22 protein-coding genes are annotated in these 26,700 nt (G+C 59.6%); 14 read left to right on the forward strand and 8 right to left on the reverse strand.

Going from position 1 to position 26,700, the window contains the following annotated elements; all coding sequences use genetic code 11:
• The first annotated feature begins 56 nt into the window (after positions 1-56).
• A complete protein-coding gene (locus HU742_RS21750) occupies positions 57-695 on the forward strand; it encodes a glutathione S-transferase family protein (RefSeq protein ID WP_186644062.1) in 639 nt (212 codons plus the stop codon).
• A 208-nt stretch (positions 696-903) separates the two neighbouring features.
• On the forward strand, positions 904-1,632 hold the full coding sequence (locus tag HU742_RS21755) for a helix-turn-helix transcriptional regulator (protein WP_186634675.1): 729 nt from the start codon (positions 904-906) through the stop codon (positions 1,630-1,632).
• Here the strand turns inward: HU742_RS21755 and HU742_RS21760 are convergent.
• On the reverse strand, positions 1,602-2,282 hold the full coding sequence (locus HU742_RS21760; RefSeq protein ID WP_186644064.1) for an acyl-homoserine-lactone synthase: 681 nt from the start codon (positions 2,280-2,282) through the stop codon (positions 1,602-1,604). The two genes, HU742_RS21755 and HU742_RS21760, sit on opposite strands and share 31 nt — an antisense overlap.
• Positions 2,283-2,515: 233 nt before the next feature.
• On the opposite strand from HU742_RS21760, the gene HU742_RS21765 reads away from it, so the two are divergent.
• From HU742_RS21765 to HU742_RS21785, 5 genes are read left to right on the forward strand one after another with little or no spacing between them, the layout of a single operon-like run.
• Positions 2,516-3,691 (forward strand): aminotransferase class I/II-fold pyridoxal phosphate-dependent enzyme, encoded by a 1,176-nt coding sequence (locus HU742_RS21765; protein WP_186635464.1) that lies wholly within the window; start codon positions 2,516-2,518, stop codon positions 3,689-3,691.
• The gene (locus tag HU742_RS21770; RefSeq protein WP_186644065.1) at positions 3,684-4,202 is read left to right on the forward strand and encodes a DUF6190 family protein; all 519 of its coding nucleotides are present in this window, start codon (positions 3,684-3,686) and stop codon (positions 4,200-4,202) included. Before HU742_RS21765 ends, HU742_RS21770 begins: the two co-directional genes overlap by 8 nt.
• Entirely contained in the window at positions 4,192-4,995 is an 804-nt protein-coding gene (locus HU742_RS21775; RefSeq protein ID WP_186644066.1) for a dihydrodipicolinate synthase family protein, read from the forward strand. Before HU742_RS21770 ends, HU742_RS21775 begins: the two co-directional genes overlap by 11 nt.
• On the forward strand, positions 4,992-5,849 hold the full coding sequence (locus tag HU742_RS21780) for an iron-containing redox enzyme family protein (RefSeq protein WP_186644067.1): 858 nt from the start codon (positions 4,992-4,994) through the stop codon (positions 5,847-5,849). The genes HU742_RS21775 and HU742_RS21780 overlap by 4 nt, the downstream gene beginning before the upstream one ends.
• A complete protein-coding gene (locus tag HU742_RS21785; protein WP_186612329.1) occupies positions 5,833-6,069 on the forward strand; it encodes a Rieske (2Fe-2S) protein in 237 nt (78 codons plus the stop codon). The genes HU742_RS21780 and HU742_RS21785 overlap by 17 nt, the downstream gene beginning before the upstream one ends.
• A gap of 208 nt (positions 6,070-6,277) precedes the next feature.
• On the opposite strand, the gene HU742_RS26915 is transcribed toward HU742_RS21785, so the two are convergent.
• Genes HU742_RS26915 through HU742_RS21800 form a run of 4 tightly spaced genes read right to left on the reverse strand, consistent with a single transcriptional unit; the run spans position 6,278 to position 8,310 of the window.
• On the reverse strand, positions 6,278-6,517 hold the full coding sequence (locus HU742_RS26915) for a pyocin S6 family toxin immunity protein (RefSeq protein WP_367616112.1): 240 nt from the start codon (positions 6,515-6,517) through the stop codon (positions 6,278-6,280).
• A 14-nt stretch (positions 6,518-6,531) separates the two neighbouring features.
• Positions 6,532-6,810, reverse strand: coding sequence for a DUF7683 domain-containing protein (locus HU742_RS21790; protein WP_186644068.1), 279 nt, complete (start codon positions 6,808-6,810; stop codon positions 6,532-6,534).
• Positions 6,811-6,839: 29 nt separating this feature from the next.
• Positions 6,840-7,079, reverse strand: a complete 240-nt coding sequence (locus tag HU742_RS21795; RefSeq protein WP_186644069.1) for a pyocin S6 family toxin immunity protein — start codon at positions 7,077-7,079, stop codon at positions 6,840-6,842.
• 7 nt (positions 7,080-7,086) lie between these two features.
• A complete protein-coding gene (locus tag HU742_RS21800; RefSeq protein ID WP_225923640.1) occupies positions 7,087-8,310 on the reverse strand; it encodes a colicin E3/pyocin S6 family cytotoxin in 1,224 nt (407 codons plus the stop codon).
• A 221-nt stretch (positions 8,311-8,531) separates the two neighbouring features.
• Between HU742_RS21800 and HU742_RS21805 the strand changes: the two genes are divergently transcribed.
• The gene (locus tag HU742_RS21805; RefSeq protein WP_186634692.1) at positions 8,532-9,077 is read left to right on the forward strand and encodes a DUF4256 domain-containing protein; all 546 of its coding nucleotides are present in this window, start codon (positions 8,532-8,534) and stop codon (positions 9,075-9,077) included.
• Between the two features lie 170 nt (positions 9,078-9,247).
• On the opposite strand, the gene HU742_RS21810 is transcribed toward HU742_RS21805, so the two are convergent.
• Complete coding sequence (locus HU742_RS21810) at positions 9,248-10,756, reverse strand: DUF6630 family protein (protein WP_186644070.1); 1,509 nt, start codon at positions 10,754-10,756, stop codon at positions 9,248-9,250.
• A gap of 287 nt (positions 10,757-11,043) precedes the next feature.
• Between HU742_RS21810 and HU742_RS21815 the strand changes: the two genes are divergently transcribed.
• Complete coding sequence (locus tag HU742_RS21815) at positions 11,044-11,529, forward strand: hypothetical protein (RefSeq protein ID WP_186644071.1); 486 nt, start codon at positions 11,044-11,046, stop codon at positions 11,527-11,529.
• Between the two features lie 120 nt (positions 11,530-11,649).
• Here HU742_RS21815 and HU742_RS21820 read toward each other — a convergent pair whose 3' ends face one another.
• Positions 11,650-12,054, reverse strand: coding sequence for a DUF488 domain-containing protein (locus HU742_RS21820; RefSeq protein WP_186644073.1), 405 nt, complete (start codon positions 12,052-12,054; stop codon positions 11,650-11,652).
• Between the two features lie 300 nt (positions 12,055-12,354).
• Between HU742_RS21820 and HU742_RS21825 the strand changes: the two genes are divergently transcribed.
• The 5 genes from HU742_RS21825 to HU742_RS21845 all read left to right on the forward strand — a co-directional run bounded on the left by HU742_RS21825 (position 12,355) and on the right by HU742_RS21845 (position 25,613).
• Positions 12,355-17,853 (forward strand): two-partner secretion domain-containing protein, encoded by a 5,499-nt coding sequence (locus HU742_RS21825; RefSeq protein WP_186644075.1) that lies wholly within the window; start codon positions 12,355-12,357, stop codon positions 17,851-17,853.
• Positions 17,854-17,942: 89 nt separating this feature from the next.
• Positions 17,943-19,607 carry a ShlB/FhaC/HecB family hemolysin secretion/activation protein gene (locus HU742_RS21830; RefSeq protein WP_202884264.1) on the forward strand — a complete coding sequence of 555 codons (1,665 nt, stop codon included), beginning with the start codon at positions 17,943-17,945 and terminating at the stop codon, positions 19,605-19,607.
• Positions 19,608-20,039: 432 nt separating this feature from the next.
• Positions 20,040-20,876 carry a response regulator transcription factor gene (locus HU742_RS21835; protein WP_186644077.1) on the forward strand — a complete coding sequence of 279 codons (837 nt, stop codon included), beginning with the start codon at positions 20,040-20,042 and terminating at the stop codon, positions 20,874-20,876.
• A complete protein-coding gene (locus HU742_RS21840; protein WP_186644079.1) occupies positions 20,876-23,263 on the forward strand; it encodes a hybrid sensor histidine kinase/response regulator in 2,388 nt (795 codons plus the stop codon). Before HU742_RS21835 ends, HU742_RS21840 begins: the two co-directional genes overlap by 1 nt.
• Before the next feature lies 1 nt (position 23,264).
• A complete protein-coding gene (locus HU742_RS21845) occupies positions 23,265-25,613 on the forward strand; it encodes a TonB-dependent receptor (protein WP_186644081.1) in 2,349 nt (782 codons plus the stop codon).
• Here HU742_RS21845 and HU742_RS21850 read toward each other — a convergent pair.
• Entirely contained in the window at positions 25,597-26,682 is a 1,086-nt protein-coding gene (locus HU742_RS21850) for a sensor domain-containing diguanylate cyclase (RefSeq protein ID WP_186644083.1), read from the reverse strand. The genes HU742_RS21845 and HU742_RS21850 overlap by 17 nt on opposite strands.
• Positions 26,683-26,700: the final 18 nt, after the last annotated feature.

Genomic DNA, 26,700 nt, shown 5'->3' on the forward strand with positions numbered 1-26,700 from the left:
TGCACGGCTTAATATGATTGCAAATGCAATTAAATAAGTCAGGAATGGAGTTCTTCATGAACGAGGCTTCCCCCATCACGCTGTATACGGCTGATACGCCAAACGGGCAAAAAATCAGTATTTTCTTGAAAGAAGCAGGCATTGGCTACGAAGTGGTGAAGCTCAACCTGTCTGAAGGGCGTCAGCATTCGCCGCAATTCCTCGCCATAAACCCGAATGGAAAGATCCCCGCGATCGTGGATCACCAGGCGGGGATATCGATTTTCGAATCCGCCGCCATCCTGGGTTACCTGTCGCAGAAATACGGCCGCTTGCAACCTGATGGGGCTGTCGAACAGCTAGCGGTACAGCAGTGGCTGTTCTTCCAGGTGGGGGCCATTGGTCCGATGCTGGGCCAGCTCTGGTGGTTTTTGCATGCAAGCACTACGCGCAACGAGGAAGCAATCACGCGTTATCGCAAAGAAGCCCTGCGCCTCTATGGCGTGGTGGACAGGCAACTGGCGGAGCGCAGTTACCTGGCGTCCGACCAATATTCCATCGCGGATATTGCGGCTTTCCCATGGTTGCGCACCTATGAGGAGCTGGCTTTGGATATCACTCCGTACCCCCATGTGCTGCGCTGGCTAAAAACGATCGAGTCCCGTCCTGCCGTGCAAGCCGGGCTAGCCGAGTCTCGGGACACCCCTATAACTTGATGCCGCCCTGTTCTGGAGTTCGCCGCCCGAGCTGCAGGCGAGGGCCGGCTTCTCCAGCAGATGAATATCGTCAAGTCCTGCTTCATCCGGGTCATCGTACGTGTAGTGGTTATTTGGCTTTACTACGACTTGAGACTTGGATTGAATGCTTCCACAGCTCTACAAGGAAATCTGTAAAAGAAATAAATCCATAAAAAAGGGAATTTTTATGAGCAGTCAAGCTGTGAAAGGCCGGCGAATCATAAATACCGGGTCTGAGCTGGATGAAAGACTCAAGAGTACATTTGAAAAATGCCTGCGTCCGTTGGAAGGGTGCCATTACGCTTACTTCGTCATGTATAAAGGGCGCGATGTAAAGCCAAGAATTTTTTCCAACTATCCCAAACGTTGGCTCGATGTGTACAAGGCCGAGAACTATCATCTTATCGACCCGGTCATCAAGCACGGCATGAAGTGCATAGCGCCTTTCTTCTGGCATGAGGCGCTTGAGTCCAAGGCATCCGGTCAAGGGCAGGCGGTTTTTGCATCGTCGGAGCAATATCAGATATCGGACGGCTTTACTTTCAACCTGCACGATGCCAATGGTTTATTCGCTGCATTGAGTATCAGCAATACTGAGCGCCGTAAAGACTTCGAACAAACCATGATGCGCAGGGCGGCAGAAATCCAGATGACGCTCGTGCAGTTTCACCACAGATTGACCGAATGCTTTTCGTTGAACGAGTTATTTCCGGAGCTGACCGAGGCCGGTCTGTCGGACCGAGAGCTTGGCGTATTGAAATGGGTCGTCATGGGCAAGGCTTACAGCGAAATCGCCACAATCCACGCCATCTCGGTGCGCACCGTGAAATTCCATATGGCGAACATTGTAGACAAGCTATGCGTCTGCAACGCTAAACAGGCCGTCTACAAAGCTGTCAGCTTGGGACTGGTCTGAAAATCGCCAGCCGTGCTGGCGATAGCGGGCTGTTTGGCGGTCATTGGCACGCCACCGGGCTGCTTGGACTCTATCGTTTGCTTAAGGCTCCAATCGTTCTCGGGGCGCACTGGCATATTGAGCAGCAGGACTTTTTCGCCGGGTGAGGCTTCGCCAGTATCCATGATTTCGTAGCGCCAACCAGCCCTGAGGACGATGCGCGACATGGCTTGGCTGACCACCGTTATGATCGAATCGAGGTTATGCCGGGCAGCATGATCGTGCATTGCCAAAAGCAGCATTTCGGTAAGCGGTACTTCGCTCAATCCCATGGCTCGGGAACGGGTCTTATCCACAAAAAAGCGACTGGATTCAGCAATCGATTCATGTTTGGGAAGTCCACACTTGAAGAATTTACGGAACGGGCCTTCGACCATATAAGGATTCAGCGTATTTATCAGGCGCAAACTGCTCAGTGGGCGCCCTGCATACAAACCTACGAGATAGGTTGCCTCGGCGTTGTCATATTCGTCGATCTCTCTTCCGTGGTGAGTCGTGACGCGCCATTCAAGTCGATCGGAAAAAATTTCCTTTCTCAATCCATACAAATCATTTAACAACTCTTGTGAGGCTTCTGAATAGTTGATGGCGTGGAAGCTGAGCTTGTCCATATTTCCTGCAATATCCTTGCGTATTTGAATACTGAACTGCTATTGCGCGCCGAGCATGGCGACAGTGCTCAAATAAAGCAACTGTACCTAGATACAGGCAGGAAAAGACAAAGCTGCACCCAGGTACAGTTGTTGGACAAGAAAACAACGTTAACTATAGCGCAGGGTTTATCTACAGTGCCGTGAGCCAGCCGAGTGAGATAGACATCTTTAGCACCTATAGGAATAACAATATGAGTGTCATGACCCGTCTGGATGATAAAGAAGATATCACCCAACATGAAATTTCTGCCTTGAAGACACGCTTCAATCTCGCTGACGCCCACACGCATCAGGACCAAAGTGTTACCCAGCGAGAGATAGTCAACCGTCTTCCCGAACTCTGGTATCGCGCGCAAGGCCAAAGCCAATATCAAAGCGAGCAAGAATTCATCCAGGCCTTTTTCACCTTTCATGGGCAGGAGCATGCGCTCAAGCGACATGACGAAATTTATCTGGTTTATGCTGCCTCGATTGCAATGCACATCACCGCGACCTACCTGCGCAAACGCAATATGCGCGTAGGGTTGATCGAACCTTGTTTCGACAACCTGCATGACCTGCTCAAGCACATGGAAGTGCCGTTGACGCCGTTGGACGAAACCCTTCTGCAATCTCCGACGAACGTCTATGCAAAGCTTCAATCGGCGGCGGCAAATGTCGATGCGATTTTCCTGGTGGATCCCAATAACCCGACCGGTACCAGCATGTTTGCCAAGGGCGCCGACACCTTTGTTGAAGTGGCGCGTTACTGCAAGGACCACGGCAAACTGCTCATCCTGGACTTTTGCTTCGCCGCTTTTTTCAAAGCAGCAGGAGGCAGTCGTGTTGACGCCTATGCCATCCTGGATGACATCGGTACCCAGTACATCATCATGGAAGACACCGGAAAAACCTGGCCGCTACAGGACACCAAATGCGCGACGATCATGGCCAGTCGGGCGATTAACCCTGACATCTACAGCATCGTGACGAGCGTATTGTTGAACGTGTCGCCATTCATCCTGAATGTGGTGACTCAATATATTCGCGATAGCAGTGATGACGATTTCGAGTCGGTGCGTTCCGTACTCGACGTTAACCGCGCAGTCGCCCGACGCCATCTGCAAGGTAGCTTTCTGAATTACCTGACGCCAATGGTCGAGACCAGTGTCGCCTGGTTTGAAATCCTCCGCGATGACGTATCTGCCGATGATTTGCAGGCTTACCTGATGGCATACGAAGTCTATGTCCTGCCTGGCAAATACTTTTATTGGAGCCAGCCGCAGGCCGGCCAGAAGTACATCCGCCTGGCGCTTGCGCGCAAACCCGAGGAATTCGAACAGGCGGTCGAAACCATCGCCCTGGCGTTGGAGAACTATCATGGCTGAAGTCTCCGTTCCGGTTATCGACGCCACGGTATTCATGGGCATGCACCACAGCGATCCTGAGTTGCAGGCCAAATCGCTGGGTTTCTTCCGTGCATTTTATTCGCGTCAGGTGCTGATGAGCTTCGGCCAGATTGGGATATGTGATGCCATCATCTGGAAAAAGAGCCGGCACTTGCAGGACGTCTACTACCCGTTCATGGATGTCCTTCACACGGACATGGATATCCAGCGCCGAGGTTATTGCAACAAGGTTTTGAAACGGGCCTGCCTGGAACCTGACTGGGCGCACCTGAGCGTGGAAAAGAGGTTATTGGCGGCTCATGTAGTTGAGCACCAACAACCCTTTTTTACCCATGACGACTCGCTGCGTGAGCTGAGTTTGTTGAAGCCGTTCCTGAAAACATTTCCTTCATCGCTTTCGCAGTCCGCATTCCCTGAAAAACTTCAGCGTTTGTACGAGCAGTCTATGGAAATGACGATCGGGCAGGAGGATTTCCAGCATGTCGGGTAAGCATATCTATGTGCCCTTGATCACGCCGCTCGACGAACAGTCGCGGATCTGCGAGGCCAGCGTGCGCCGGTTGCTGCATTGCTCGAGGCCGTTTGTTGATGGCTACATTCCGTGCCTGACGTCCGGTGAAGGGTGGCGGCTTGGCAGGCGGGATTGGCAGCGCATGTTGGAGCTGACGCTGGCGCATGCGCAGGATAAAACCGTCATCGCCGGTATTGAAAGGGCGACGACAGCCGAGGTAATCGAATACGCAGTGTTGGCGCAAAAACTGGGCGCCCAGGCGATCATGTTTACTTCGCCTTTTGCCCCCGGCACCCGCCAGCAACACATCATCGAACACTACCGTTCGGTGCATGACGCCACGTCACTGGATATCTTCATCTACAACGAATCGGCGTTATCCGGTAACGAGAAAAGCTTTGAAACGTTGCTTGCCATCGCCCAACTGCCAAGGGTCATCGGCATCAAGGACTCGCCATCGCAACCGCGCGTTCAAAGCGAAATCGAGCGACTGCGCAGCGAAGGCCTGGATTATTTCATCGGCTGGGAAATGCTCTTGGCACGGGACCTGGAATCCGACGGCAACGTGGTGTCGTTGGCCAACCTGGAACCTGGGCTCTGTCGAATGGCGATCGCCACCCGGCAAACGGCGGTCGGCAGGCTGGTGGAAACCCTCAATGAGCATTTCGAACTGGGCGCGGACGATTGGTATGCCCAGGTCAAGAAAGAGCTCAAGGCCCGGGGCGTCATCAGCACCGACCGGGTATTGGCAGAGCAGGAGGCCCTCGCATGAGCGAACTGCAAAAGCAACTGTTCCTGGCCAATCGCGCCTGTATCAAGCAGCTCAAGCCGCTGGACGGCCACATCCTGGCCTTCGAACGTGACTGGATCGAATCAACCATCGACAAGACGCGAACCGCCAACCCGCCCACCGACCTGAGCGCATTGCGCAAGCAACTGGCCGAACTGGTGGAGTTGGACCGCAGCGTGATACCGCCCAGCGCGGCTTACGTGAGCGATCAGATGACCCTCGATGAATTCAAGATCCTGGTGCAGGAGTTCGCTCTTGATGGCTTGACCGAGGCGCAGGTGTTTTACCACTTGATGCCGCGGCTGAGCCTCGCCGCCCAGATGCCGATGTTGCGCATGATGATCGACGAATTTGGCTCCGGTAACTTAAAGCGTTCCCACACGACCCTGTACATCGACCTGCTTAACGAACTGCAGATGCCCACCGACTTGGGGTTCTATATCGACGTCAACGCGGCGGCCGGTTTTTCGTTTCCCAATATGTTCTGTTGGCTGGCGATGCGGGCAGACGACCCGTCGTATTTCGCTGGGGTCATCACCTATTTCGAAACGGTTGTGCCGTTCTTTTTCGAGTGCTACACCTCGATATGTTCACGTTTGCAGATCAAGGCCCATACCTATTATTCCGAGCACGTCCACATCGATGTATTCCACGCTATTGAAGGACAGCGCCTGCTCAAGGCGATGGAGGCGGCAGGCGACCTGAACCCGACCAAAGCCTGGGAGGGGATATGCATGGGACGCGAAATAACCAACGTTGCTTTTGATGCCGCTGTTGATAAAGCCAGGCACCAGAAGTATTTCGACAAGGAGCGGATGATTGAGCGAGCCATCTGAGTTCCATCGCCCAGGCACATTCGCCGTCATCATTGGCGATCAACACTTCCAGGTGCCGCACACCTGTCCTCATCGCGCCGGATGGTTGGAACATGGCGTGGTCAATGAGCAACGCAAGAGCATCACCTGTCCCTTGCACTTTTCGGTGTTCAGCCTGGAAACGGGCGAACAACTGAGTGGGCCCCCTTGTGGACGCCTTGAGGTGAAGCGCTTGAGTTAGCGCACATATTGACGGTGCGGTATTGCTGTCGGCCGCCGCGTCCCTTTGAGGCGCGGCGGTCGAGGTGAAGAACTGGCACTTGTGCGCCGATTTGCCGGTGCACTGGAGCTTGCTCCCGCTAGGCTGCGTAGCAGCCCAACCAATTTACTGGCATGGCCGCAAGCAAAAACCATTATTGGATGAGGCATCATCTTCCCGGCGCATCCCGTTATGGCCGTACTCCAATAAAGAGATTGAGATTTTCAGGTAGTGTTTGCTGTATCGCTCGCTCTATTTGTCGAACTTGCGCGTCGCTCAAGGGCAACTCGCCAACGACCTCGTCCGCCAAACTCTCCCACCCCAAAATAGCCATGATTGCCGACTCAAATTCGGACCCCACGTCTAGCTCGAACTGAATAAAATCATCTTCGTGGTCTTCTGGGAAAAAGCCGGTTATTTCTAGATGCACGTTGCGCTTCCGCTTCAATAAACATTGCAAGTGAGCTGAAAAATATGGTCGTCATCGTAAAACTGCTTTCCGGTTAATGCTTCAATAGCGGCGGCTTGGCTGGGACTCAGGTCATAACCCTCATCGCCACGCAGGGGTGTCGACCATCCCATGATTTGCTTAAGTTGTGCATCGCAGCCAGCAGGCAGTTTCACTTCAAAGGCTAACGTCTCGCTTTTTTTGCTGAAGGCCTCGACGACATGGAAAACGAGCGGTTCGACACTTTTGTCGAAGGCGAGGATCTCGTGCTTCATGTTATGTTTCTTCGATATTTTGAGGCCCGCTAGACCAGTACTCCGATGAATAAATCCAGATCCGTCGGAAGAGGTTTGCCGATGATGTCGGATATCTCTCTTATCTGATCCTTCGTTAACAACCATTCCCCCACAGCCATTGCGTTCAGGCTGCTATGGCCTAAAAGCTGCATGATTCGGTCGTTAAAATATTCATCCAGATCGAGATCAAATTTAAGCGAATCATCTTCATCCTCGTCTGGCAGGAACCCGCTAATACATAGATGCATAAGCTTCCTATTTCTCTACTCTGCGGCCCGGTTTGGCCGGTTTAGTTTGGGCGCCAGTCTCAGCATCGTATTCACCCAAGTGCGCGCCTTGTCTGTCATACACTTCCACTCTCCCATTCTCGGAGTCCCATTCGTAGATCCGTCCCTTTTTGTCTTGCCACCTTCTGCGAGAAGAGCCGCCTCCCTGCACTCGCGATTTGAACTTAACATTGCGGGCATCAGGAAAAGCAGTCAGCACCTTAGGCGCCGGATAATAACTATGATCCCCACCCAAAGGCCGAGCAAACACCACATAAAGCGACTTCAGCCCCGTATCCGCCGGGAACACCAAGATACAGTCATCCGCCGTGACATCTTCTCCCGGTAGGCCGTCGATCTGGCTGTCGACATCCTCCGCTATCGGATGGACGAGGATCGTGCCTAGCTGCCTGCCCATGTCTTCGGGATAGGTCAGCGGTGGAAGCGAGCCGAGTGGGCTTTGCTGCGGCGTCCATATGAGCGTGATGCCGTTGAGGTTGGCCTCCATGGCGGTCTGGTCGGCGTTCCAGGTCACTTGTACCGTGCGCACGGAGTCGTCGCCGGTGGGGCCGCTGTGGATGCCGTATACCTGGAGCACGCCTTCGGCGTCGCGGCGGAATTGGAAGCGCACTCGGGTGGTGGCGTGGCTCATGCGGCGTAGCTGGTCATCGGTGTGAAGCGTGCCGTCGGCCATTTTGGTGGGGAGCATGCCCAGGACGAAGACGCTGGCCGGTCCGCCCGCGCCGCGTATGGCCCAGGTGAGGCGCTGCTGCATGATGCCGCCACCGGCGATGCGGCCTAGCGCCAGATCCGCGCCGAGCGCTGAGGCAATCGCGGTGCTCGCCGAGGGCATGAGCATGGCGCCCGCCACCATGATCCGGCCGAAATTCGAGGCCGCTTCGGTGGCCGTACCGATGCCCGTTTGGCACCAGTTTGCGGCAGTGCAGGATTTGGCGAACACCAAGTCATCCCGGGGCTTGGGCAATGGCCATTGTTCCGGGGCTCTGTCGACCGATTCTGGCGCAGGCCTCGACCGAGGCATGAAGCTGCCACCTGCGCCGGCGGAACCTGGCTTCACCAGCAACAAATCGCCGTTCCTGACGGCTTCGACGATATCGCTGTCATGGGGGATCTTCGACAGCGTTCCAAACTGATCCAGCCCGTCGATGGGGTGACCGCGCATCAGCGCGTCATCGACCAAACGTGCGGCCATTTCGGGAAGCTCCGTCGGTTCGAGCCCCTGATCCGCACTCCTTATCAAGCGCATTGCGTTCCTTGCGTTCAGTTAGGCGGGCTATTCTGGTGATGCGCGCTACGGCCAGCAACGCAAGGACCTTTGCGGCATATGTCTGGCCTGGGAGCCGGGACGTGGCGAGATTTCAGCGATCAGTCTTCGGTACAGACACTTAACGGATTACCAGGGATTTCACGGTCATGAAAAAACAAGAACAAGACAGCCTCATCCAAACCTTGAAAAAGCGCTTCGAAGACCACCTGAACCGTCACCCGGACATCCCATGGGCCGACGTCCAGGCCCGACTGGAAAACCAGCCAGGTGCCTTGAAATCGCTCCAGGCGATGGAAGCCACCGGCGGCGAGCCCGACGTGATCGGCCATGAGCCGAAGACGGACGTGATCACCTTCTGCGATTGCGCCAAAGAAAGCCCGACCGGCCGCCGCAGCCTTTGCTACGACCGCGCGGCGCTGGACGCGCGCAAAGAGAACAAGCCCAAAGGCAGTGCCATGGAAATGGCCGAGGAAATGGGCATCAGCCTGTTGACCGAAGACCAGTACCGAGCCCTGCAAACGCTGGGCGAGTTCGATGCGAAGACGTCCACATGGCTGGCGACACCTTCCGAACTTCGCGCCCTCGGCGGGGCGTTGTTTGGTGACTACCGTTATGAACGGGTGTTCATCTACCACAACGGCGTGCAGTCGTATTACGCGGCGCGTGGGTTTCGCGGGTTGCTGCGTGTCTAAGCAAGTCCGTGGCGAGGGAGCTTGCTCCCGCTGGGCTGCGCAGCAGCCCCTTGCGGTGTGCCAGGGGAAAACGGTCGCAGATTTTACGACTGCTGCGCAGCCGAGCGGGAGCAAGCTCCCTCGCCACAAAAACTCATGCGTTCGAAGCGCCGCCATGCAACAGAACCACCTCACTCAAAAACCAAAACCCCACTTCCCTTGGTCTCGACCATCTCGGCAAACGCCGGCAGCCGCGCCACGAAATCCGCTTCAAACGCCAGATACCGATCCTGCGCCGGCACATAGCGAATCTCCGGCTTGATCCGCGGGATATCTTTGGTCGACAGCTTCACCACCTCATTGCTGACCTGATTCCAAAACCACGCCAAGGTCTGCGTGCCAAAAGTGTTGGCGCGATAACTCCACACCCACCAATCCCCATGCCCGCGTGCAACTTGAAGCTGCCCATGAAACGTGCGCAACGTGATGACTTGTTTGGGCTGCGTGACGAGCATGCGTGTGTCCTGGCGCAGTTCACTGCCGAAACCGTCCAACGTCGCCCGGGTCGTGGCGCCGGTGATGAAGTTGAAGCGCCACGCCACCAGAACCGTCTCTTGATAACCCGTATGCTCGACGTTCTGCCGTGCGCCTTCGCTGAACAACAGGATCTCGTCACCGCCCAAGTAAGCCGTTGCGGCGCGCAACTTGTAGGCCTCGGCGGGCATCGGTTTGGCGACAATGGCCTGGTGCGGCGGGTCTTGATTCCAAGTCCAGCACTTCGGACCGTTGTGCTGCATGAACAGCAAGCGGCCAGCGCCGATGGGCAGGATTGTCAGTTCATCCGCGTACTCGAAAATCACCTCGCTGCTGTGCGCCGTGATCCGCCAGATCCGCGTCAAATGCTCGGGTTCGTAGATGCGCTTGCGTTCGAATATCTCCGAACCCACCACCACGCAAGGCTGTTCAAACTCCGGCCACTGCACCCCGACAGGCCCGAACGCCGCGATCTCGTCGCCTTGCCGAACTTCATATTGGTAGCGGTCGTCCGTACTGTAATCGCCGCGTACGACCCGACGCTTCCACAGGCTGCGCTGGGCATCGGCATCGATGAGCTGCAAGTCCGCGCCGTCCACGCCATCGGTGCGATGTTCGAGCATGTCCTGCTCGGCGGGCGGCCATTGGTTGTAATCGATCAGAAAGCACAACCACTGGTCTTCGTCCTGCTCGGTAATGGCGGCCCAACCGTTGCGGTAGTTGTATTCATGTACATAGGTGGCGCCGGGGTACTCATGGACTTCCTGCAGCCATTTCACCTTGCCGCGCTTGGGTTTGGCCGGTTTGAGCTCGGCGGCGGCAGGCTCCGGCGGCTCGATCAAACTCGCCGTGAACCTCGGCTCGCCGCGCTGGTCCTGCCAATGCTGAGCAAACGTCTCGCGCTGATCGGCCGGGACAATCACCGGCCGATAATCATCGCCACCGGCATCCAGGTTCCACAAGTCATAACCCTGACCCGCCAACAGCGGCGCCAACGCCTCGAAGCAGACCTCGGGCATCTCGTTGGACAGTTCATCCAATAACGCCTCGAATCCCGGGCCGGCAAACACACCGATGTCGGGATAGTAATGCTGTAACAGCCCGAGCAAGTCGCTGCCGGGTGTTTTCCAATCGATATGAACCAATGGATCAAAACGAGATTGCATCACGCCTGTCTTCCTTGTGGATTCTCTGCGCATCTTAGCCGCACACCGCCGAACTTAAGCAAACCCATGGTCCCTGGGCGAGGGTGCAAGCGCCGGATCGTCGACTGGCCTGGTTTTGCAGTTGAGCCCAGCCGCGGCGGTTATATCGTTTTTGCTGCTCCTTGGGGAACCAACCAACAAAATGATCTTATTGACTGTCAACTCTTACAGTTGTTGTGCAATTTTCCCCCACCTACAGTACCCGGAGTAACTTCAGCGGAAGTTGCAAAATTACTGAGGAACCGGAAATGACAGACGATAACGAAAAAACAAAGCGCCCCTTACCGATGGTGGGACAGGTAGAGCTAATAGAGATAATAGAGGAACGTCCACAATCCCCACAAATCTTCAAAAAAGTTGAGGCACACTTGCTCCGCGACCCCGAGGACTATGGCTATCACAGTGCCGGCTACATAGTTGGGTTTATGCAAAACTCGGCACAGGGAGGAAAATCTGCGGAGTCGAATATCTATATAGGCTTTCCGGTCCTTGACTGCCGCGCCGACAAGTTAGAAAAATATAGCTACCCAAGCGATTTCCTCAGCGGTCCCTCTTTAGGCTGGTTTTACATCGACCAGGACGGTCAGGAGCATCGGGTGACAACGGGGGAGATCGCGCTAAAGGTTGGCCTTCACTTTTATTCTTATGATGGCACATTTAGTTTTACTGATCGGGGCAAAAAAACATTCAAAGGATCTTTTAAGCTTAAGCTCTCCGTACCCGGATCCAAGTGATAAAAAAACCAAGGCACACGCTCCGCGGGATACGCACAACGGCGTAGTTCCCGCGAGCTTGTCGAAGCGTGTAACGAGGCGATACCCCCAAGCGGGAGCCGTAACACAACGAGGCTCATATCACTGTTCCGGAAAATCAGACAAATAGCACACAGGCGAACTCCCCTCCGCCCGCTTCTCCACCTCATCCTCCAACCATTGCGCCAACACTACCGCATTGTTCTCAACCATCGATTTAGCCGCATACACCAACGTCAGCGTCCCATCCCGGGCAATATCCACCAGCTTCCACCAATGCTCCGGCCGTCCCGCCAGCTCTCGCCGGTACGCCACGCTGAACTCGGCAAATGAAAGCCCCCCCGCTTTGAACGCCTTGCGCAGCGCATGTGAAGGCCCGACCTCCGGCAGCCACTCATCAATGACCAACGCATCCTTGCGGCAATTACGCGGCCACAAGCGGTCAACCAAAACCCGTACGCCATCCTCGGCGCTCGCTGTTTCATAGGCGCGTTTGCATTGGATCATCAGGGTTCGCCTGTCGAAGTGGGACTGCCCCAGCATAGGTCGCCCATGACGAGGCGACCAGCCTGCATCCGCCGTACCTCTCCCTCCCCGCGTAAAAAAATTTTCATCGCATCCCTTCATTCAAAAGCCCTGGGCGCTCAAGCAAAAGCGCGCTCTACAAGTCGCAGAGATGATGGGGCGGAGCACTGTGGGATTTTCGAGCCGCCATCCGTCCGGATGCGCTTTTCCATTTGATTTGTCGACAGCGAACCGCCTGGTCGTCATGGCGCGACCCGCCGTATTAAGGATGAGTGAACAAAAATGAATAGAGCTTACCGAGTCGTCTGGAATGCCGTGATGGGCGCGTGGCAAGTGGCATCCGAGTTGGTCAAAAGCCATGGCAAAGACAAAAGCCGTCAATCCCTGAGCCTTTTCATCGGCGTGGGCGGCGGTGTCTTCGCCTCGGTCGCGGCGGCGGGAGGGTTGCCTTCGGGCGGCACTATCGTGGCGGGTAGCGGCAGCGTTAATCAGAATGGCAACAACATGGCCATTCATCAGGGCAGCGATAAGCTCGCCATTGACTGGCAGAGCTTTTCCATCGGCAAAGGCAACACCGTCCAATTCTTCCAGCCTGGCGCTTCGTCCGTCGCATTGAACCGGGTGTTGGGCTCGGACGTATCGGTGATCCAGGGCGCGTTGAAAGCCAACGGCCAGGTGTTTTTGGTCAACCCCAACGGCGTGCTGTTTACCCCCAGCGCTCAGGTTGATGTCGGCGGTCTGGTGGCCTCGACGCTCAACTTATCCACAGAAGATTTTCTCGCCGGCAACTACCGCTTCAGTGGCGACAGCGCCGCATCGGTGGTCAACCAGGGCAACATCAATGCGGCACAGGGCGGCACCATTGCCCTGATCGCCGCAAAAATCGTCAATGACGGCAACATCACCGCCCACAAGGGCAATGTGCTGCTGGGTGCTGGCCGTGTCGTGACGCTCGACTTGGGCGGGCCGGTGCAGTTGGAAGTGCAAGAAGGCGCGTTGCAGGCGTTGATCGAAAACGGCGGCGCCATTCGTGCCGATGCGGGCCGAATCCTGCTGACCGCCCGCGCGGCGGAAACCCTGGCGAGCACCGTCATCAACAACACCGGTTTGATCGAAGCCCGTTCCCTGGATATCGGTGAAAACGGCCTCGTCACGCTGATGGGCGACCACGGCGATGTGCAAGTCGCTGGACGCATCGATGTGTCCTCCGACACCGGCAAGGGCGGCAAGATCGTCGTGACCGGCGATCGTTTGGCGATCAAGGGCGGCGCTGAGCTCGACGCCACCGGGGCCAAGGGCGGCGGCGAGATTTATGTGGGCGGCAGCTGGCAAGGCAAGGATCCGGCGATCAAACAGGCCAGCCAGACCACCATCGCCGCCGGTGCCGTGCTCGACGCATCGGCGACCGACAACGGCAAGGGCGGTACCGTGGTGGCCTGGTCCGATGTCAAGAAACCGGGCAGCGTGACCCGCGTCGATGGCACGCTGAAAGCCACGGGCGGCGCCAAGGGCGGCGACGGCGGCAAGATCGAGACCAGCGGCGCCAAGCTGGCGGTCAGCAAAGCCGCCGATGCGTCGGCCAAGAACGGCAAGGGCGGCTTGTGGTTGCTCGATCCGGACAGCGTCACGGTGGGGCCGGGTAACGGCGGGTTGACGGGCGGCGCCAATGGCACAGAAGCCACGGTCGGCTTCGACGCGATCGATACGGCCCTGGCCGGCGGCACCGATGTCGCGATCAAGGCCGACAACAGCATCCACTGGAACGGCGACTACACCCCGACGAGCATCAGCGGCGACCGGACCCTGACCTTGCAGTCCGGGCACAACGACGGCGGAACAGGCCGCTATGTCTTCGGCAATATTTTCCTCAACGGCGATATCGACGCCAGTGGTGCCGGCAATGGCAACAGCCTGGCGTTGATCCTCAACGGCAAGATCGCCCTCAACACCGACGTCAGCCTGAAAAGCAACGGCGGCAATGTCGTATTTGCCGGCGTGGTGGATTCCGATGCGGTGGCCAACAAACGCGAACTGCGCGTCGACGCCGGTTCAGGCTCGATCATCTTCAGTGACATGGTCGGCGGTAACAGCGCGTTGGGCGCCCTGTACGCGACCACCAGCGGCGCCGGCAAAACGTTTATCAACGGCGCCAGAGTCTTGACCAGTGGCGAGCAGATCTACAACGGCGCCGTTGAGCTGGGCACGTCACAATTCCTGAACGCCGACTTCGAAAACGGCCTGGTCGGCTGGAAGACCTCCATCGCCCAGTTCTTCACCGGCGTCACCGTGGTCGAAGGCGTGGTCTCGCCGGATGATCCGACGTTGCCGACCACCTCGCCAACCAATGGTAATGCGCCAAGCGTTTCGCCTGGCGACCAGGGCGACATGACCTACAAACCCCTCACCCCGGTCGCCGCGGCTGGCCAGGGCAAGGACGGCGGCGCTGCGCTGCTGCTGGGTACCGAAAACAATTCCAACTGCCTCAACGCCCCTGCTGGCTGCATCATGCGCGGCCCTTCGGTGGTGAGCGAGGGCACCGTCTCCCTGGCGGCGGGGGAAGCGGTCAGTTTCGATTACAAACCGGTCGCGGGCGGCGACACCTACGATGTCTTCGGCTATCTGTTGAACGTCAACACCGGCGAATACCAGATCATCCTGAACGAAACCGGGAACGGTACGGGCGCGGTGGATTGGAAAAGCCATACGGCAACGGCTGATAGGGCCGGCACCTACAAGTTCGTCTTCGTCTCGGGCAGTTTCGACCAGACCGCCGGCAAGCAGGTCGGCGGCTCGCTGTACGTCGACAACATCAAGACCAACACCTCGGGCAGCAAGGGCCTGCAAGGCAGTTCCATCACCTTCAACGGCAGCCTCAACAGCACCGACAACAACCTGGCCATCAAGGCCGACGATATCAATTTCAACGGCGGCGCCGGCAGCGTCACTGGCAATGGTTCAATTGCCCTTGAGACCAACACCCCGAGCAAAGACATTGCCGTGGGCGGCAGCACCGGCGACGCCCCCGGTGCGTTGGAACTGACCGGCAGCGACATCGGCGCCTTGGGCGACGGGTTCACCTCGGTCAAGATCGGCGGCGCGGACATGACCGGTGACATCAGCATCATCGAAGCCACCCGCATCAACGACAACCTCATCCTGGATGCCGGTACCGGCAATATCCACATCAATGACCAGTTGACCGTGGCGGACGCACCGGGCACCGGTAACGACGACAACAAACCGGCTCCGGTCCTGGCGTTGCAAAGCAATGGCGGCAAGATCGACCAGACCTCCGGCGGCGCCATTGTCGCCGATGGCCTGGTGCTGCTGGGTGACGGCGCTGTTCATGACCTCGACAACGCGGCCAACGACGTCAACACGATCGCCAGCGACACCGGCACGGTTCGCTTTGCCGATGTCGATGACCTGACCGTCGGCGTGGTGACCATTCCCGATAGCCAGTCCCCGGCAAACCCGCAAGGCGTGCCGGTCGCCGGCATGACCCAGACCGGCGGCCTGAACCTGGTCGCCGACACGCTCACGGTCGGCCAGGCCTTGCTCACCCAAGGCGATACCAGCCTGAGCGCCGATGAAATTGACCTCGCCGCCAGTGTTGCCGGTGGCGGCAGTCTCACGCTGAAGCAGAAGACCGATGGCCTGGATATCCACGTGGGCGGCAGCGATGACCCGGAGGTGACCGGACCTAATGATCCGTTGGTGCTGTCCGACGCTGACCTGGCGAATATCCGGGATGGCTTCGACAAGGTCGTCATCGGTAGCGACAAGACGCGCAACATCACCGTCGACGATGAAGGCGCGACGTTCCTGGACGATCTGGCGCTGGTCGCCAACGGCGCCCTCGACCTGCTGGGCGATCTGACGCTCGAGGATCCCGAAGGCACCGACGAAGACGGCACCACCGGCAAAGGGCTGACACTGAGCATCGACGCGGGCAAGGGTGCGACCCAGGCAACGGGGGCGACCATTACCGCAGACGAATTGGCCCTGCGCGGCGAAGGCGATTTCGACCTGGGCAAGGGGCATGACGTGGGTGTCATCGCCGCCGATGTCGGCAGCCTGAAGTTTGCCGGCAACGGCAACCTGACGGTGGGCGTCGTGGACGGCACGGTGGGGATAACCTCCGATGAGGCGGTCACCCTGAAAACCGATCACGACCTGGCGCTGGTCAAAGGCATCACCATTGAAAATGGCCCACGTGATGACGCCAGCCAAGGCCAAACCCGCGCCGACGACATCATCACCCTGGAAGTGGCGGGCAACACCACCCAGTCCGGCGACGCCGCAGCCAAGCTCAATGCCAGCGGCCTGGTGCTGCTGGACGGTAATTACGCGCTGGGCAACAAGGGCAACGTGATCGGCGATATCGCCAGCGATGCGGGCAAGGTCCAGTTCAACAACAGCGGGAACCTCAAGGTGGGCACGCTGACCGCGACCCATGTCGACGGCACGCAGACAACCGTCACCGGCGTGAACAACACCGGCGACGTGAGCATCGGCACCCAAGGCAACCTGGCGATCAACGAAGCGCTGACAACCAGCGGCAACGTGTTCCTCAACGTCGATGGCAAGACCACCCAGAATGCCAAAGGCAACATCACCGCCGATGGCCTGGCGCTCAAAGGCGGTGATTTCGACCTGCGCAACGCCAGCAACTGGGTCGGCGATATCGCCAGCCGAGCGAAGGATGTCAACTTCGTCAACCGCAGCGACGTGATCGTCGGGACGCTGACCGAGACGGCGCTGGACGGCACTCAACTGGATCAGATCGTCGGTATTGGCAACACCGGCAAAGTCCAGGTGGTGACGACGACCGGCAACATCACCCTGACCGAGAATGTCAGCACCACCAGCAATGCTTCCAACGCGATCGTGCTCAACGCCGGTCAATCCGCTTCGGCCGGCGTGGCAGCGGGCGGCGACGTGAAAGCCGACGCGGGCGTGACGGTCTCCACCGGCGCCGGTGGTCGGGCGGTGATCTACACCGGTAGCCTCGCCGGCAGCACCCACATGGTGGATGTAGTCGGCAGTGGCAGCGGCAACTTCCGCTACAACAGTGACGAGCAACAGAGCAATTTCGGCAGGGCGCTGGGCAATACGGGCGTGCATGCCGTTTACCGCGAGCAGCCGACGCTGGTGGTGTCCACGAACGGCGCGACCACCCAGACCAAACCGTTCGATGGCGGAACCACGTTCAATGGTGGCGGTTTCGCCGGGTTTGACGCCAACGGTCTGTGGAACGGCGACACCAAGCAGATGCTCGGCCAACCGGTGTATTCGATTGGGAGTCCGGACGTGGGTTCGCACCAGATCAACATCGGTGGGCTGGCCGATCTCGGTTACCTGATCGTCAGCGACCCGGCCAACGCCAACGTCACCGTGACGCAGTCGTTTGACATCGAAGCCATCCAGCAGAGCGTCGCCGATGCCACACGCGTCGGCGCGCAGGTGACGTCGCCCCATGCCCCGGAGCTCAACCCGGCCCAGCCAAAACCGGCTGACTGGTCTGATTATGGGGTCGATGACGGCGGTCTGTTGCTGGTGGATCAGGGCGGCACTCCTGCGAACGGCGCTGGCAACGGCGAAGGCGATTCGGCTGCCCAGTCCCAGGACGCCGACAGCGAGCGGGAAATGGCCGGCAACGTCTGCGCCGATGGCGGTGTATCGGGTGGAGGCGCCTGTGCGGCCTACCCGCCGCAGACCGTGTTCGTCGTGCGCGGCGGTGTGCGCTTGCCAGGTCCAGGTCTGGCCATGCGTCCCTGATCCGCACTTTCCCTTTGAAAAAGCCCCTTGGCCGCGTCCCCGGACGCGGTCATGGGCTCAGGCAACCCGTATTCTCCGAGACTTATTCAATGCATAACAAACTGATGTCCTGCGCCGCAGGTCTGGCGTTGCTCTCCACTTCCCCGGCCTGGGCGGCGACCCTGCCGGCACGCCCGATCCCCGACGCCGGCCGTATCCTGCAAGAGCTGCCGATTCCCCAGCAGGAACTGCCGCAAAGCATTCGCCTGGATGTAGAGGCGCCGCAACCGGCCCAGGAAAAAGTCGGTGGTGCCAAGGTCCAACTCAACGCCGTCCACTTCACCGACAATACCCGCATCGACGAGGCCAGCCTGCAACGCGTCGTCGCGCCGGCCATCGGCAAGGCCCACGACCTCGACGAGCTGCGCGAAGTCGCCCGGCAGGTCACGCTTTACTACCGCGAGCACGGCTACCCGTTTGCACGTGCCTACCTGCCGGCACAGCGCATGGCCAATGGCGAGCTGACCATCGCGGTGATCGAAGGGCGGTATGGCAAAGTCACTGCCGTCAATGACGATGCGAAACTTGCCGCACAGGCGCAGCCCTTCCTGGACGACTTGAAACCGGGCGACGTGATCGAGCGTGACCGTTTGGAGCGCAGCATATTGGTACTGTCTGACTTGCCGGGCGTGGCTGTTCGCCCGGTCATCCGCCCGGGTGAGGAGCTCGGTACCGGAGATCTTGATGCCAGAGTGAGCAAAACCGAGGCCTTCGAGGGTAAGGCTACGCTGGACAACCACGGCAATCGCTACTCGGGGCGCAACCGCCTGACGGTACAAGGTGACTGGAACAGCCCGTTGATGCTGGGCGACAAGCTCAGCGCCGCCGTGATGGCCACCGATGAAGAACTGTATTTCGGCAGCCTCGGCTACTCGATGCCATTGGGCACGTCCGGCCTGCGCGGCAACGTCGGTTATGCCCAGAGCGCTTACGACCTGGGCGCCGAATTCGCCGACCTGGGGGCGACCGGCACCGCCGAGGTCAGTAGCATCGGCCTGAGTTACCCGCTGCTGCGCAGCAACCAGGCGAACGTCATGTTGGCCGGTCAATACCAGCACAAGGACCTTGAGGATAAGTACGAAGTGCTGGGTCTGAGCTTTGAAAAAAGCAGCAACACGCTGCCCATCAGCTTGCAATTCGACGTGAGGGACACCTTGTTCGGTGGCGGCATCACCTACGGCGGCGCGACGCTGACCTACGGCGACCTGAAACTGGATTCGGCCCTGCGCGAGGGCGATCGCCAGACCGCCCAGACCGAAGGCCAATTCAGCAAAGTGAACGTCGACCTCGCCCGCCTGCAAGCGCTGCCCGCCAACTTCACGCTCTTCGCCCGGTTCCTCGGGCAGTGGAGCCAGGACAACCTCGATTCTTCCGAAGATTTCAGCCTCGGTGGCATCGACGGCGTGCGGGCGTACCCCCAAAGCGAAGCCTCGGGAGACGAAGGCATGCTGACCCAGATCGAGCTTCGCTACCCGATCGACAAGCTCACGCCTTACCTGTTCTGGGATGCCGGCAAAGTCCGCATCAACCACAACGAGTGGGCCGATGAGGAAAACACCCGCAGCATCTCCGGCGGCGGTGTGGGCCTGCGCGCTCAATACGGCCCAATCTCGTTCGATGCAACGGTCGCATGGCGTCACTCCGGCGGTGAAGCGCAGAGCGATACCCGCCAGGAAAACCCGCAGTTGCTGGCGCAGATCGGTTACCAGTTCTAACGACTGCTGCTCATTTAAGAAACTCAACAAACCCGTGGCGAGGGAGCTTGCTCCCGCTGGGCTGCGCAGCAGCCCCAAAGCAGTGAACTCAATCTTCCTGAAACACCGAGTTGCCTGGTTTGGGGGCTGCTTCACAGCCCAGCGGGAGCAAGCTCCCTCGCCACGGTTCGAGTGACCCGCTCGAACCCTCTCGCCAGGGCTGACATCCAGGCGCAGCCTCTTTCTGTTTGATATCCCGCCCCCGCCTCTGCGCCCCCCGCCAACAACATCCCGCATCGGACGGCATGACCGTTTATCGCCCCATGAAAATTTGTTAGCTTCAGTTCTCGCTTTCCCTGCCGCTATATCGACTTGTTGCCGGCCCGATACCTGTTCCCTCGCCTGGCAATTTCGCGACAGTGACCTGGCTAAACCCAACAAGAGACCTGGCGAATGGACAACGGACGATACGAAAGGCAGGCAGCGACGGCGGGGGGCGTGGTGGCGTCCGACACGTTGCCGCATATTCTGCTGATCGACGATGTACCTGAAGACATCCGCGCCACGCTCATTCTTTTGAAGACACAGTCTTGGCGCATTTCCCTGGCCAGCGACGCCTACCAGGGCTATCAACGAGCCCTCGCCATGCGCCCGGACCTCATCGTCCTGGACGTGCACATGCCGCAAATGGACGGCTTCAGCCTGTGCCGGCTATTGCGCGAGGCGCCGGCCACCCGGCACACCCCGATCCTGTTCCTGTCTTCGGCCAACACCTCCTTGGAGCGGTTGGAAGGGCTGAGCGTGGGCGCGGTGGACTACATCCCCAAATCCTGCGCCCCCGAAGAAGTACTGGCGCGTATCAAGATCCACCTGCAGTTGACCTGGCGTGCGCCACCGGCCACCCATGAAAGCCCGGCCGACCCGGAGCCGCAAGGCGATGAGATCGTGCTGCGCGCGGCGATGCGACTGATCGAAAACCAGCTGGACGACATGCCGTCCCTGGGCATGCTCGCGCAAAAAGTCGGCACCCATGAAAAACGCCTCACCGGCATTTTTCGCGAACACTTGGGGATGACCGTGTTCGCCTACATTCGCGACGCCCGATTGCGACGTGGCCAGGATCTGCTCTGCGAAAGCGCCATGAGCGTGCAGGACGTCGCCGAGCTGGTGGGTTTTCGCAACGCCTGCAACTTCACCACGGCCTTCCGCCAGCGAATCGGCATGACGCCCAGTCAGTTTCGCCAGCAAACCCTGGGCATAGCAGATGCAGAGTCGGCCGGGCGCCCGTGATGCGGCTTCTTCAGTTTGTATTACTGACGATAACGTTGTTATCCACAGGTTTGCTGCACGCCGCGCCTGTGGATATCTGCCGGGCTGATCACCTCGACTTGATCCCCGCGATACAAGTTTTTGAAGACTCCCAGGCCAACCTGAGCCTGGAAGACGTCGCGCAACTGCCCGACACCCATTTCAACCCCGCCACCCCAGGCTGGCCGACCCAAGGCTATAGCCGCTCCGCGTTCTGGTTGAAAGTGCAGCTCACCAACTCAAGCGCTGCGGCGTGTTCGCGTCTGCTGGTGATCGGCGCGCCGCGCCTGGAAGACATCCGCGTCTACCAACCGGGGCATGACGCCCACGCCGGAGCAGCCTATCCCATCGCTGAATGGCCCCAGCCGGCGGCGCGTCAACCGGCGTTCCCGGTCTCGCTGGCGGCGGGGGAGAGCGCCACGGTGTTCGTCCGCGTGGCGAGCAACTTTCAGATGTTGCTGGAGCCGGAGCTGTGGTCCGAACCGGCGCTGCTGCGCAGCCAGCAACAGACTTACCTCAGCGACGGGCTCACCCTCGGCATCGTCCTGTTGGTTGTCCCGTTCGGCTTCATCGTCGGCTGGATCCTCCGTTCCCGATTGCTCAGCGTGAACGCCGGCGCAGTGCTCAGCTACATCCTGCTGACCTGCATCCTCAACGGCTACCTGATCTACTGGCCCACCGCGCTGGGTTGGACGCGCGAGCTGCTGACCTGCGCCAGCGCAATCTCGTTCGTACTGTTCCTGGCCTACTTCCGCGTGCTGTTGCAGGTTTCTCAACTGCCCAAAGTCATTGGCTGGAGCTATTGGGTGCCGCTGCTGGGCTGTATCGTGGGCCGGCTCTGGTGGCTGAAGATCGACTCGGTCCAGGGTGCGCAGATCGTCCAGATGTCCCTGTTCAGTTTCTATGGCGTGTTGCTCGGCACGCTGTTCATGGCCTGGCGCAGACGACTGAGCTACAGCTGGATGGCCTGGTTGGTGCCGGGGCTGCTGGTTGGGCAATTGCTGATGCGGATTTTCTTCCCGCAAGAACAACTGCCTTGGCAATCGCCGGAAACGAAATACAGCCTGTCGTCCACCTTGGCGGGCGTGGTGTTGCTGGTGTGCACCTTGATCATGGAAGTCGCCCGCAGCCGCAACCGCGAAAAACAAGCGCTGTCCAGCCTCGAACAACAACGCCAAGCCGAGCACGAACGCCTGGAAAGCACCGTGGCGCTGCGCACATCGCAGTTGCGCGAATCCCTCGCGGCCCGCAGCGCGTTGATGGCGCGGATCAGCCACGACCTGCGCTCACCGCTGGTGCGCATCATCGACTACGCGCGCCTGCTGCACGCCGGGCCCAACCGCGATTACCAAGCCACCATCGAGCGCAATGCCCGCCAGCAACTGGAGCTGATCGACGAGATGCTCGAGTTTTCCCGTGGCGAGTTGGAGCAGATGCAACTGGCTCTCGCGCCGGGCTACCTGTACGGCTTCCTCGAAGAAATCGCCGGCGAAGCGGGCTTTCTCGCCGCGCGCCAGGGCAATACCTTCGAGGCGGTGCTGGCGGAGGACTTGCCGCCACTCGTAGAAGCCGACTTCAAACGCCTTCGGCAGATCCTCATGAACCTTCTGGCGAACGCAGCAAAATTCACCCGCAACGGCCAGATCCGTTTCGAAGTGAGTGCTACTCCGGGAGCGACCGCAGACACCGTGGAACTGCGCTTCAGCGTGATCGACAGCGGCATCGGCATTGATCCACAAGAGTTCGAACAACTGCTGCAACCGTTCCGCCGCGGCCGCAATGCCCAGCGTTACGAAGGCAGCGGGCTGGGCCTGTCCATCGTCACGCAACTGCTGGAACGCATGGACAGCCGCCTCGAACCCCAAGCCACGGAGCAGGGCAGCCACTTCAGTTTTCGCCTGCCATTGAAATGCGCCCAAGAACACGACCTCGAAATCGGCATCGTCGACAACAACGCCACGCCGCTCGACGGGCAGGGCAAGCATGTCCTGCTGGTGGACGACATCGAACAAAACAGCGAATGGCTCTATGACTTGCTGGCCGGTTACGGTTTCGACGTGAGCATGGCGGCGACCGGCGAAGACGCCTTGGCCTGCCTGGCCGGACAATCAATCGACCTGCTGATCAGCGACCAGATGATGCCCGGCATGGACGGCTGGGAACTGCTGCGCCACGTGCGCGACAGTGGGCGCGATCTGCCGGTGATGCTTTATTCCGCAGTGCCGCCGCGCAGACCGGAGGATTATCCAGAGGACCTGGCCTTCGACGCGGTCTTGCTCAAGCCCGCAGACAGCCGCGAACTGCTGGCCTGCGTCAAGACACTGGCTTGCCCGGAAACGGTGCGTCGCGCGATGGCTCGGGAGTTCTAGCATGCCGGGTTCAGGTTATCGGCTGCTTCTGCTCGGCAGTCTCGCGGCATTGCCTTGGGCATCGGTAAATGCCGGACAAGAAGCGCCCAGCGCGCTCACACTCGACGAAACCACCGTCACCGCCCGCCGCCGCGAGGAGGACCCGCAAAACGTACCGATCCCGATCAACGTCCTCTACGGCGATCAACTGGACGAGGCCGGCCTGCACACGCTTAAAGACATCCAGCAACGCGTGCCCGGTTTGATAGTCTCCGGTCACGACGCCCGCTTCGCTGGCTTCGGCCTGCGCGGTTTCGGCGCGACGGCCTACAACGATGGCCTGGAAGGCAGCGTTGGCACCTACGTCGATGGCGTTTACCAGGCGCGCCAGGGCATGGCGTTCACCGAGTTGATGGACATCGAACGCATCGAAGTGTTGCGCGGGCCGCAAGGCACCTTGTTCGGCAAAAACACCACGGCGGGCGCGCTGAATATCATCACTCGCCAGCCGACCTTCCAGCCCGAGGCCAACCTCGAAGCCAGTTACGGCGAGCACGGCTTGCGCGAATTTCGCGGGACGATTTCCGGTCCGCTGCAAGACGACGTCCTGGCCGGCCGACTGAATGTCTTCGACAGCGCCGCCGATGGCACCGTGGAAAACCTGCACGACGGCAGCCGCCTCGGCGACGCCGACAGCCAGGGCCTGCGCGGTCAATTATTGTGGACGCCGAACAGCGACTTCAGCGCCCGCCTGATCGCCGACTACGCCGAGCAAAACGAGGCCGGCAACGTCCTGCTGCCCAATCACTACAGCGAGCAAACCCGCAAGCGCGCCAAGTTCCTCGGCTATCCACTGACCGAGCCCGACCCTTACAAACGCGAATCCCGCATCGACGCGCCGGGCCGTCCGCAAACTCTGCAGAACGGCGTCTCACTGGAGTTGAACTGGGACCTCGACGAGGCAATGCGCTTCACCAGCATCACCGCCTACCGCGACTGGGACTACCGCGCCGCCCGCGATGGCGACAGCACAGCGCTGTCGGTGGCCCGCTCCGAAACCGAACTGGGCCACCGGCAGTTCAGCCAGGAATGGCGCCTGTCCGGGACGGCCGGCTCGTCCGTCGACTACGTCGCCGGGCTCTATTACCTGCGCCAGCAACTCGACCGGCAGATCGACGCCGAATTCGGCAAGGACGCCGCGTCCTGGTTCGTCGGCGATCAACTGGAGCAACTGAAGCAACTAGGCATCAACATCACCAATCCGAGCCAGGTGCCTTCCATGCTGCTCGATGGCGCCCAGCAACGTTATGACGGCGAGCAGAAGGGCGACAGCCGAGCCATTTTCAGCCAGGTTTCCTGGCGTCCGATTGACTCGCTGGAACTCACCGGCGGCCTGCGCTACAGCCAAGAGCGCAAGGACGGCTGGGTCTCCCGCGACGTCAGCAACCTCGCGCCGCTGACCGGCTTGCCCCCGGTGTTCCAGGCCGGTGGGCAACTGCTGCGCGACATCGCCCTCGGCGGTGGTTATTACCGCGAGGACTCGATTAAAGAAAACAACGTTTCCAGCCTCGCCAGCGCCAGCTACCGCTTCAGCGATGCGGTGATGGGCTACGTCAGCTGGTCGCGGGGCTACAAGGCTGGCGGCATCAACTTCGACGTGGTTGGTCCGTTCACCGCGCCCACCTTCGAGCCGGAACGCGCCACGTCCCTGGAGTTGGGCATGAAGACGCGCTTCTGGGACGAGCGCGCGATGCTCGACCTCGCCGTCTACCAGACCGACGTCGACGACTACCAAGCGCTCACCTACAGCCCGCCCACGTCCGTGTTCGCGCCGCCGCTGCGCGACAACCTGATCAACGTCGGCAAAGTCCGCCTGCGCGGCATCGAACTCGATTCCGCCTGGCAACTCACTTCCCGACTCACCGGCCGCCTCGGCCTGGCCTGGAGCGATGCGCGCTACCGCAGCTTCCCCAACGCACCGTGCCCACCGGCCTCGGGCCAATGGACCTGCGACCTCAGCGGCGAGCGTCTCTACAACGCGCCGGAATGGAACCTCAGCAGCGGCCTCGACCATACCCATCCGCTGCCCTACGGATTGGAAGCCTTCAGCGGCGTCGACTACAGCTTCCGCACCGGTTACTACGGCACCCTCGAAGGCGGCGAGGGCAGCTATCAACCCAGCTACGGCCTCACCAACCTGCGCCTGGGCCTGCGCAGCCAGGACCGTTCGTGGGAAGTGGAAGGCTGGGTGCGCAACGTCTTCGACCGGCAGTACATCACCGCCGTGTACTCACTGCTCGGCGCCGGTGATTACGGCGTCATGACTGGCAGCGAACGCACCCTCGGCACCACCGTCAGACTTCGCTATTGACCGAAATAAACCGCGTCGGACAAAACGCCAAACGATTACCGCCGGCCTTCTTCGACAGGTACATCGCCTGATCCGCCTTGCTGATCAGCCCATCGACCTCCAGCCCATGCTCCGGATAAAACGCTACCCCGATACTCGCCGCAATCTCCACCGTCTGCGCCCCGATCAAAATCGGCGCATTGGCCGCCGCCAGCATCCGCTTGAGCAAAGGCTCGCAGTCTCCCACTTCCTGCAACCCCACCAGCCCCGCGACAAACTCATCGCCGCCGAGCCGCGCCAACGTATCGCCCTCGCGCAACGTCGCATTGATCCGCGCCGCGACAATCTGCAACACCCGATCCCCCCAGTCATGCCCATAACTGTCGTTGAGCGCCTTGAACCCATCCAGATCAATAAACGCAATCGCCACCTTCTGCTGATGCAGGCGCGCCTTGCCCAACGCCTGGCGCATGCGCTCGGCCAACAACAAGCGATTGGGCAACTGCGTGAGCGCGTCATACCGCGCATCCCGCTCCAGCAACTGCAAGCGCTGCTTCATCTGCGTCATGTCGCCGAGCAGCGCCACGTAATGCCGAACATTGCCGTGCCGGTCATGCACCGCACTGATGCTGATCCGCGACGTCATCTCCCGGCCATCCTTGTGGCTGCTTTGGACCTCGCCGGACCAATGCCCGTGGAAATCCAACGCATTCTTCACTGGCGCATAAAACGCCGCGAGCCGCCGCAGCATGCGATGGGAATTCAAATCACGGCCCAGCACCTCGTCCTGCCCGTAACCGGTGAGGCGCGTGAAGGCCTCGTTCACGGCGATGACCCGGCCGAACGGGTCGACCAGGATGATGCCTTCACGGGCGTGGCTGAACACGCTGGCGGCCAGCTCTGGGCAGAGGGTGTTGAAGTGCCGGTCCAGCGCGCTTTCGTCACGGGTCGCCGGCCATACCTTGGAATCGAAACCTTGCTGGGCCAGATAGGCGGCGAGGGACGAGAGCGACTTGTGCAGACGGATGAGCGCATTCGTGGCAAGCCTGGCGTTGAGGCAGTAGCTGCGAATGAAGGTGCGTAGGTTCATGGGAGGTACACGGTGCTC

The sequence above is a fragment of the Pseudomonas marvdashtae genome (genome assembly GCF_014268655.2).
GTDB lineage: Bacteria > Pseudomonadota > Gammaproteobacteria > Pseudomonadales > Pseudomonadaceae > Aquipseudomonas > Aquipseudomonas marvdashtae.

Excerpts from the sequence above, each read along its gene's own strand:
- HU742_RS21820 (WP_186644073.1), bottom strand. The coding sequence starts at position 12,054 with ATGATCCAATGCAAACGCGCCTATGAAACAGCGAGCGCCGAGGATGGC.
- HU742_RS21840 (WP_186644079.1), top strand. The coding sequence starts at position 20,876 with ATGCGGCTTCTTCAGTTTGTATTACTGACGATAACGTTGTTATCCACA.
- HU742_RS21845 (WP_186644081.1), top strand. The coding sequence starts at position 23,265 with ATGCCGGGTTCAGGTTATCGGCTGCTTCTGCTCGGCAGTCTCGCGGCA.
- HU742_RS21775 (WP_186644066.1), top strand. The coding sequence starts at position 4,192 with ATGTCGGGTAAGCATATCTATGTGCCCTTGATCACGCCGCTCGACGAA.
- HU742_RS21765 (WP_186635464.1), top strand. The coding sequence starts at position 2,516 with ATGAGTGTCATGACCCGTCTGGATGATAAAGAAGATATCACCCAACAT.
- HU742_RS21770 (WP_186644065.1), top strand. The coding sequence starts at position 3,684 with ATGGCTGAAGTCTCCGTTCCGGTTATCGACGCCACGGTATTCATGGGC.
- HU742_RS21755 (WP_186634675.1), top strand. The coding sequence starts at position 904 with ATGAGCAGTCAAGCTGTGAAAGGCCGGCGAATCATAAATACCGGGTCT.
- HU742_RS21790 (WP_186644068.1), bottom strand. The coding sequence starts at position 6,810 with ATGAAGCACGAGATCCTCGCCTTCGACAAAAGTGTCGAACCGCTCGTT.
- HU742_RS21750 (WP_186644062.1), top strand. The coding sequence starts at position 57 with ATGAACGAGGCTTCCCCCATCACGCTGTATACGGCTGATACGCCAAAC.
- HU742_RS21825 (WP_186644075.1), top strand. The coding sequence starts at position 12,355 with ATGAATAGAGCTTACCGAGTCGTCTGGAATGCCGTGATGGGCGCGTGG.
- HU742_RS21780 (WP_186644067.1), top strand. The coding sequence starts at position 4,992 with ATGAGCGAACTGCAAAAGCAACTGTTCCTGGCCAATCGCGCCTGTATC.
- HU742_RS21805 (WP_186634692.1), top strand. The coding sequence starts at position 8,532 with ATGAAAAAACAAGAACAAGACAGCCTCATCCAAACCTTGAAAAAGCGC.
- HU742_RS21815 (WP_186644071.1), top strand. The coding sequence starts at position 11,044 with ATGACAGACGATAACGAAAAAACAAAGCGCCCCTTACCGATGGTGGGA.
- HU742_RS21760 (WP_186644064.1), bottom strand. The coding sequence starts at position 2,282 with ATGGACAAGCTCAGCTTCCACGCCATCAACTATTCAGAAGCCTCACAA.
- HU742_RS21810 (WP_186644070.1), bottom strand. The coding sequence starts at position 10,756 with ATGCAATCTCGTTTTGATCCATTGGTTCATATCGATTGGAAAACACCC.
- HU742_RS21800 (WP_225923640.1), bottom strand. The coding sequence starts at position 8,310 with ATGGCCGCACGTTTGGTCGATGACGCGCTGATGCGCGGTCACCCCATC.
- HU742_RS21835 (WP_186644077.1), top strand. The coding sequence starts at position 20,040 with ATGGACAACGGACGATACGAAAGGCAGGCAGCGACGGCGGGGGGCGTG.
- HU742_RS21850 (WP_186644083.1), bottom strand. The coding sequence starts at position 26,682 with ATGAACCTACGCACCTTCATTCGCAGCTACTGCCTCAACGCCAGGCTT.
- HU742_RS21830 (WP_202884264.1), top strand. The coding sequence starts at position 17,943 with ATGCATAACAAACTGATGTCCTGCGCCGCAGGTCTGGCGTTGCTCTCC.
- HU742_RS21795 (WP_186644069.1), bottom strand. The coding sequence starts at position 7,079 with ATGCATCTATGTATTAGCGGGTTCCTGCCAGACGAGGATGAAGATGAT.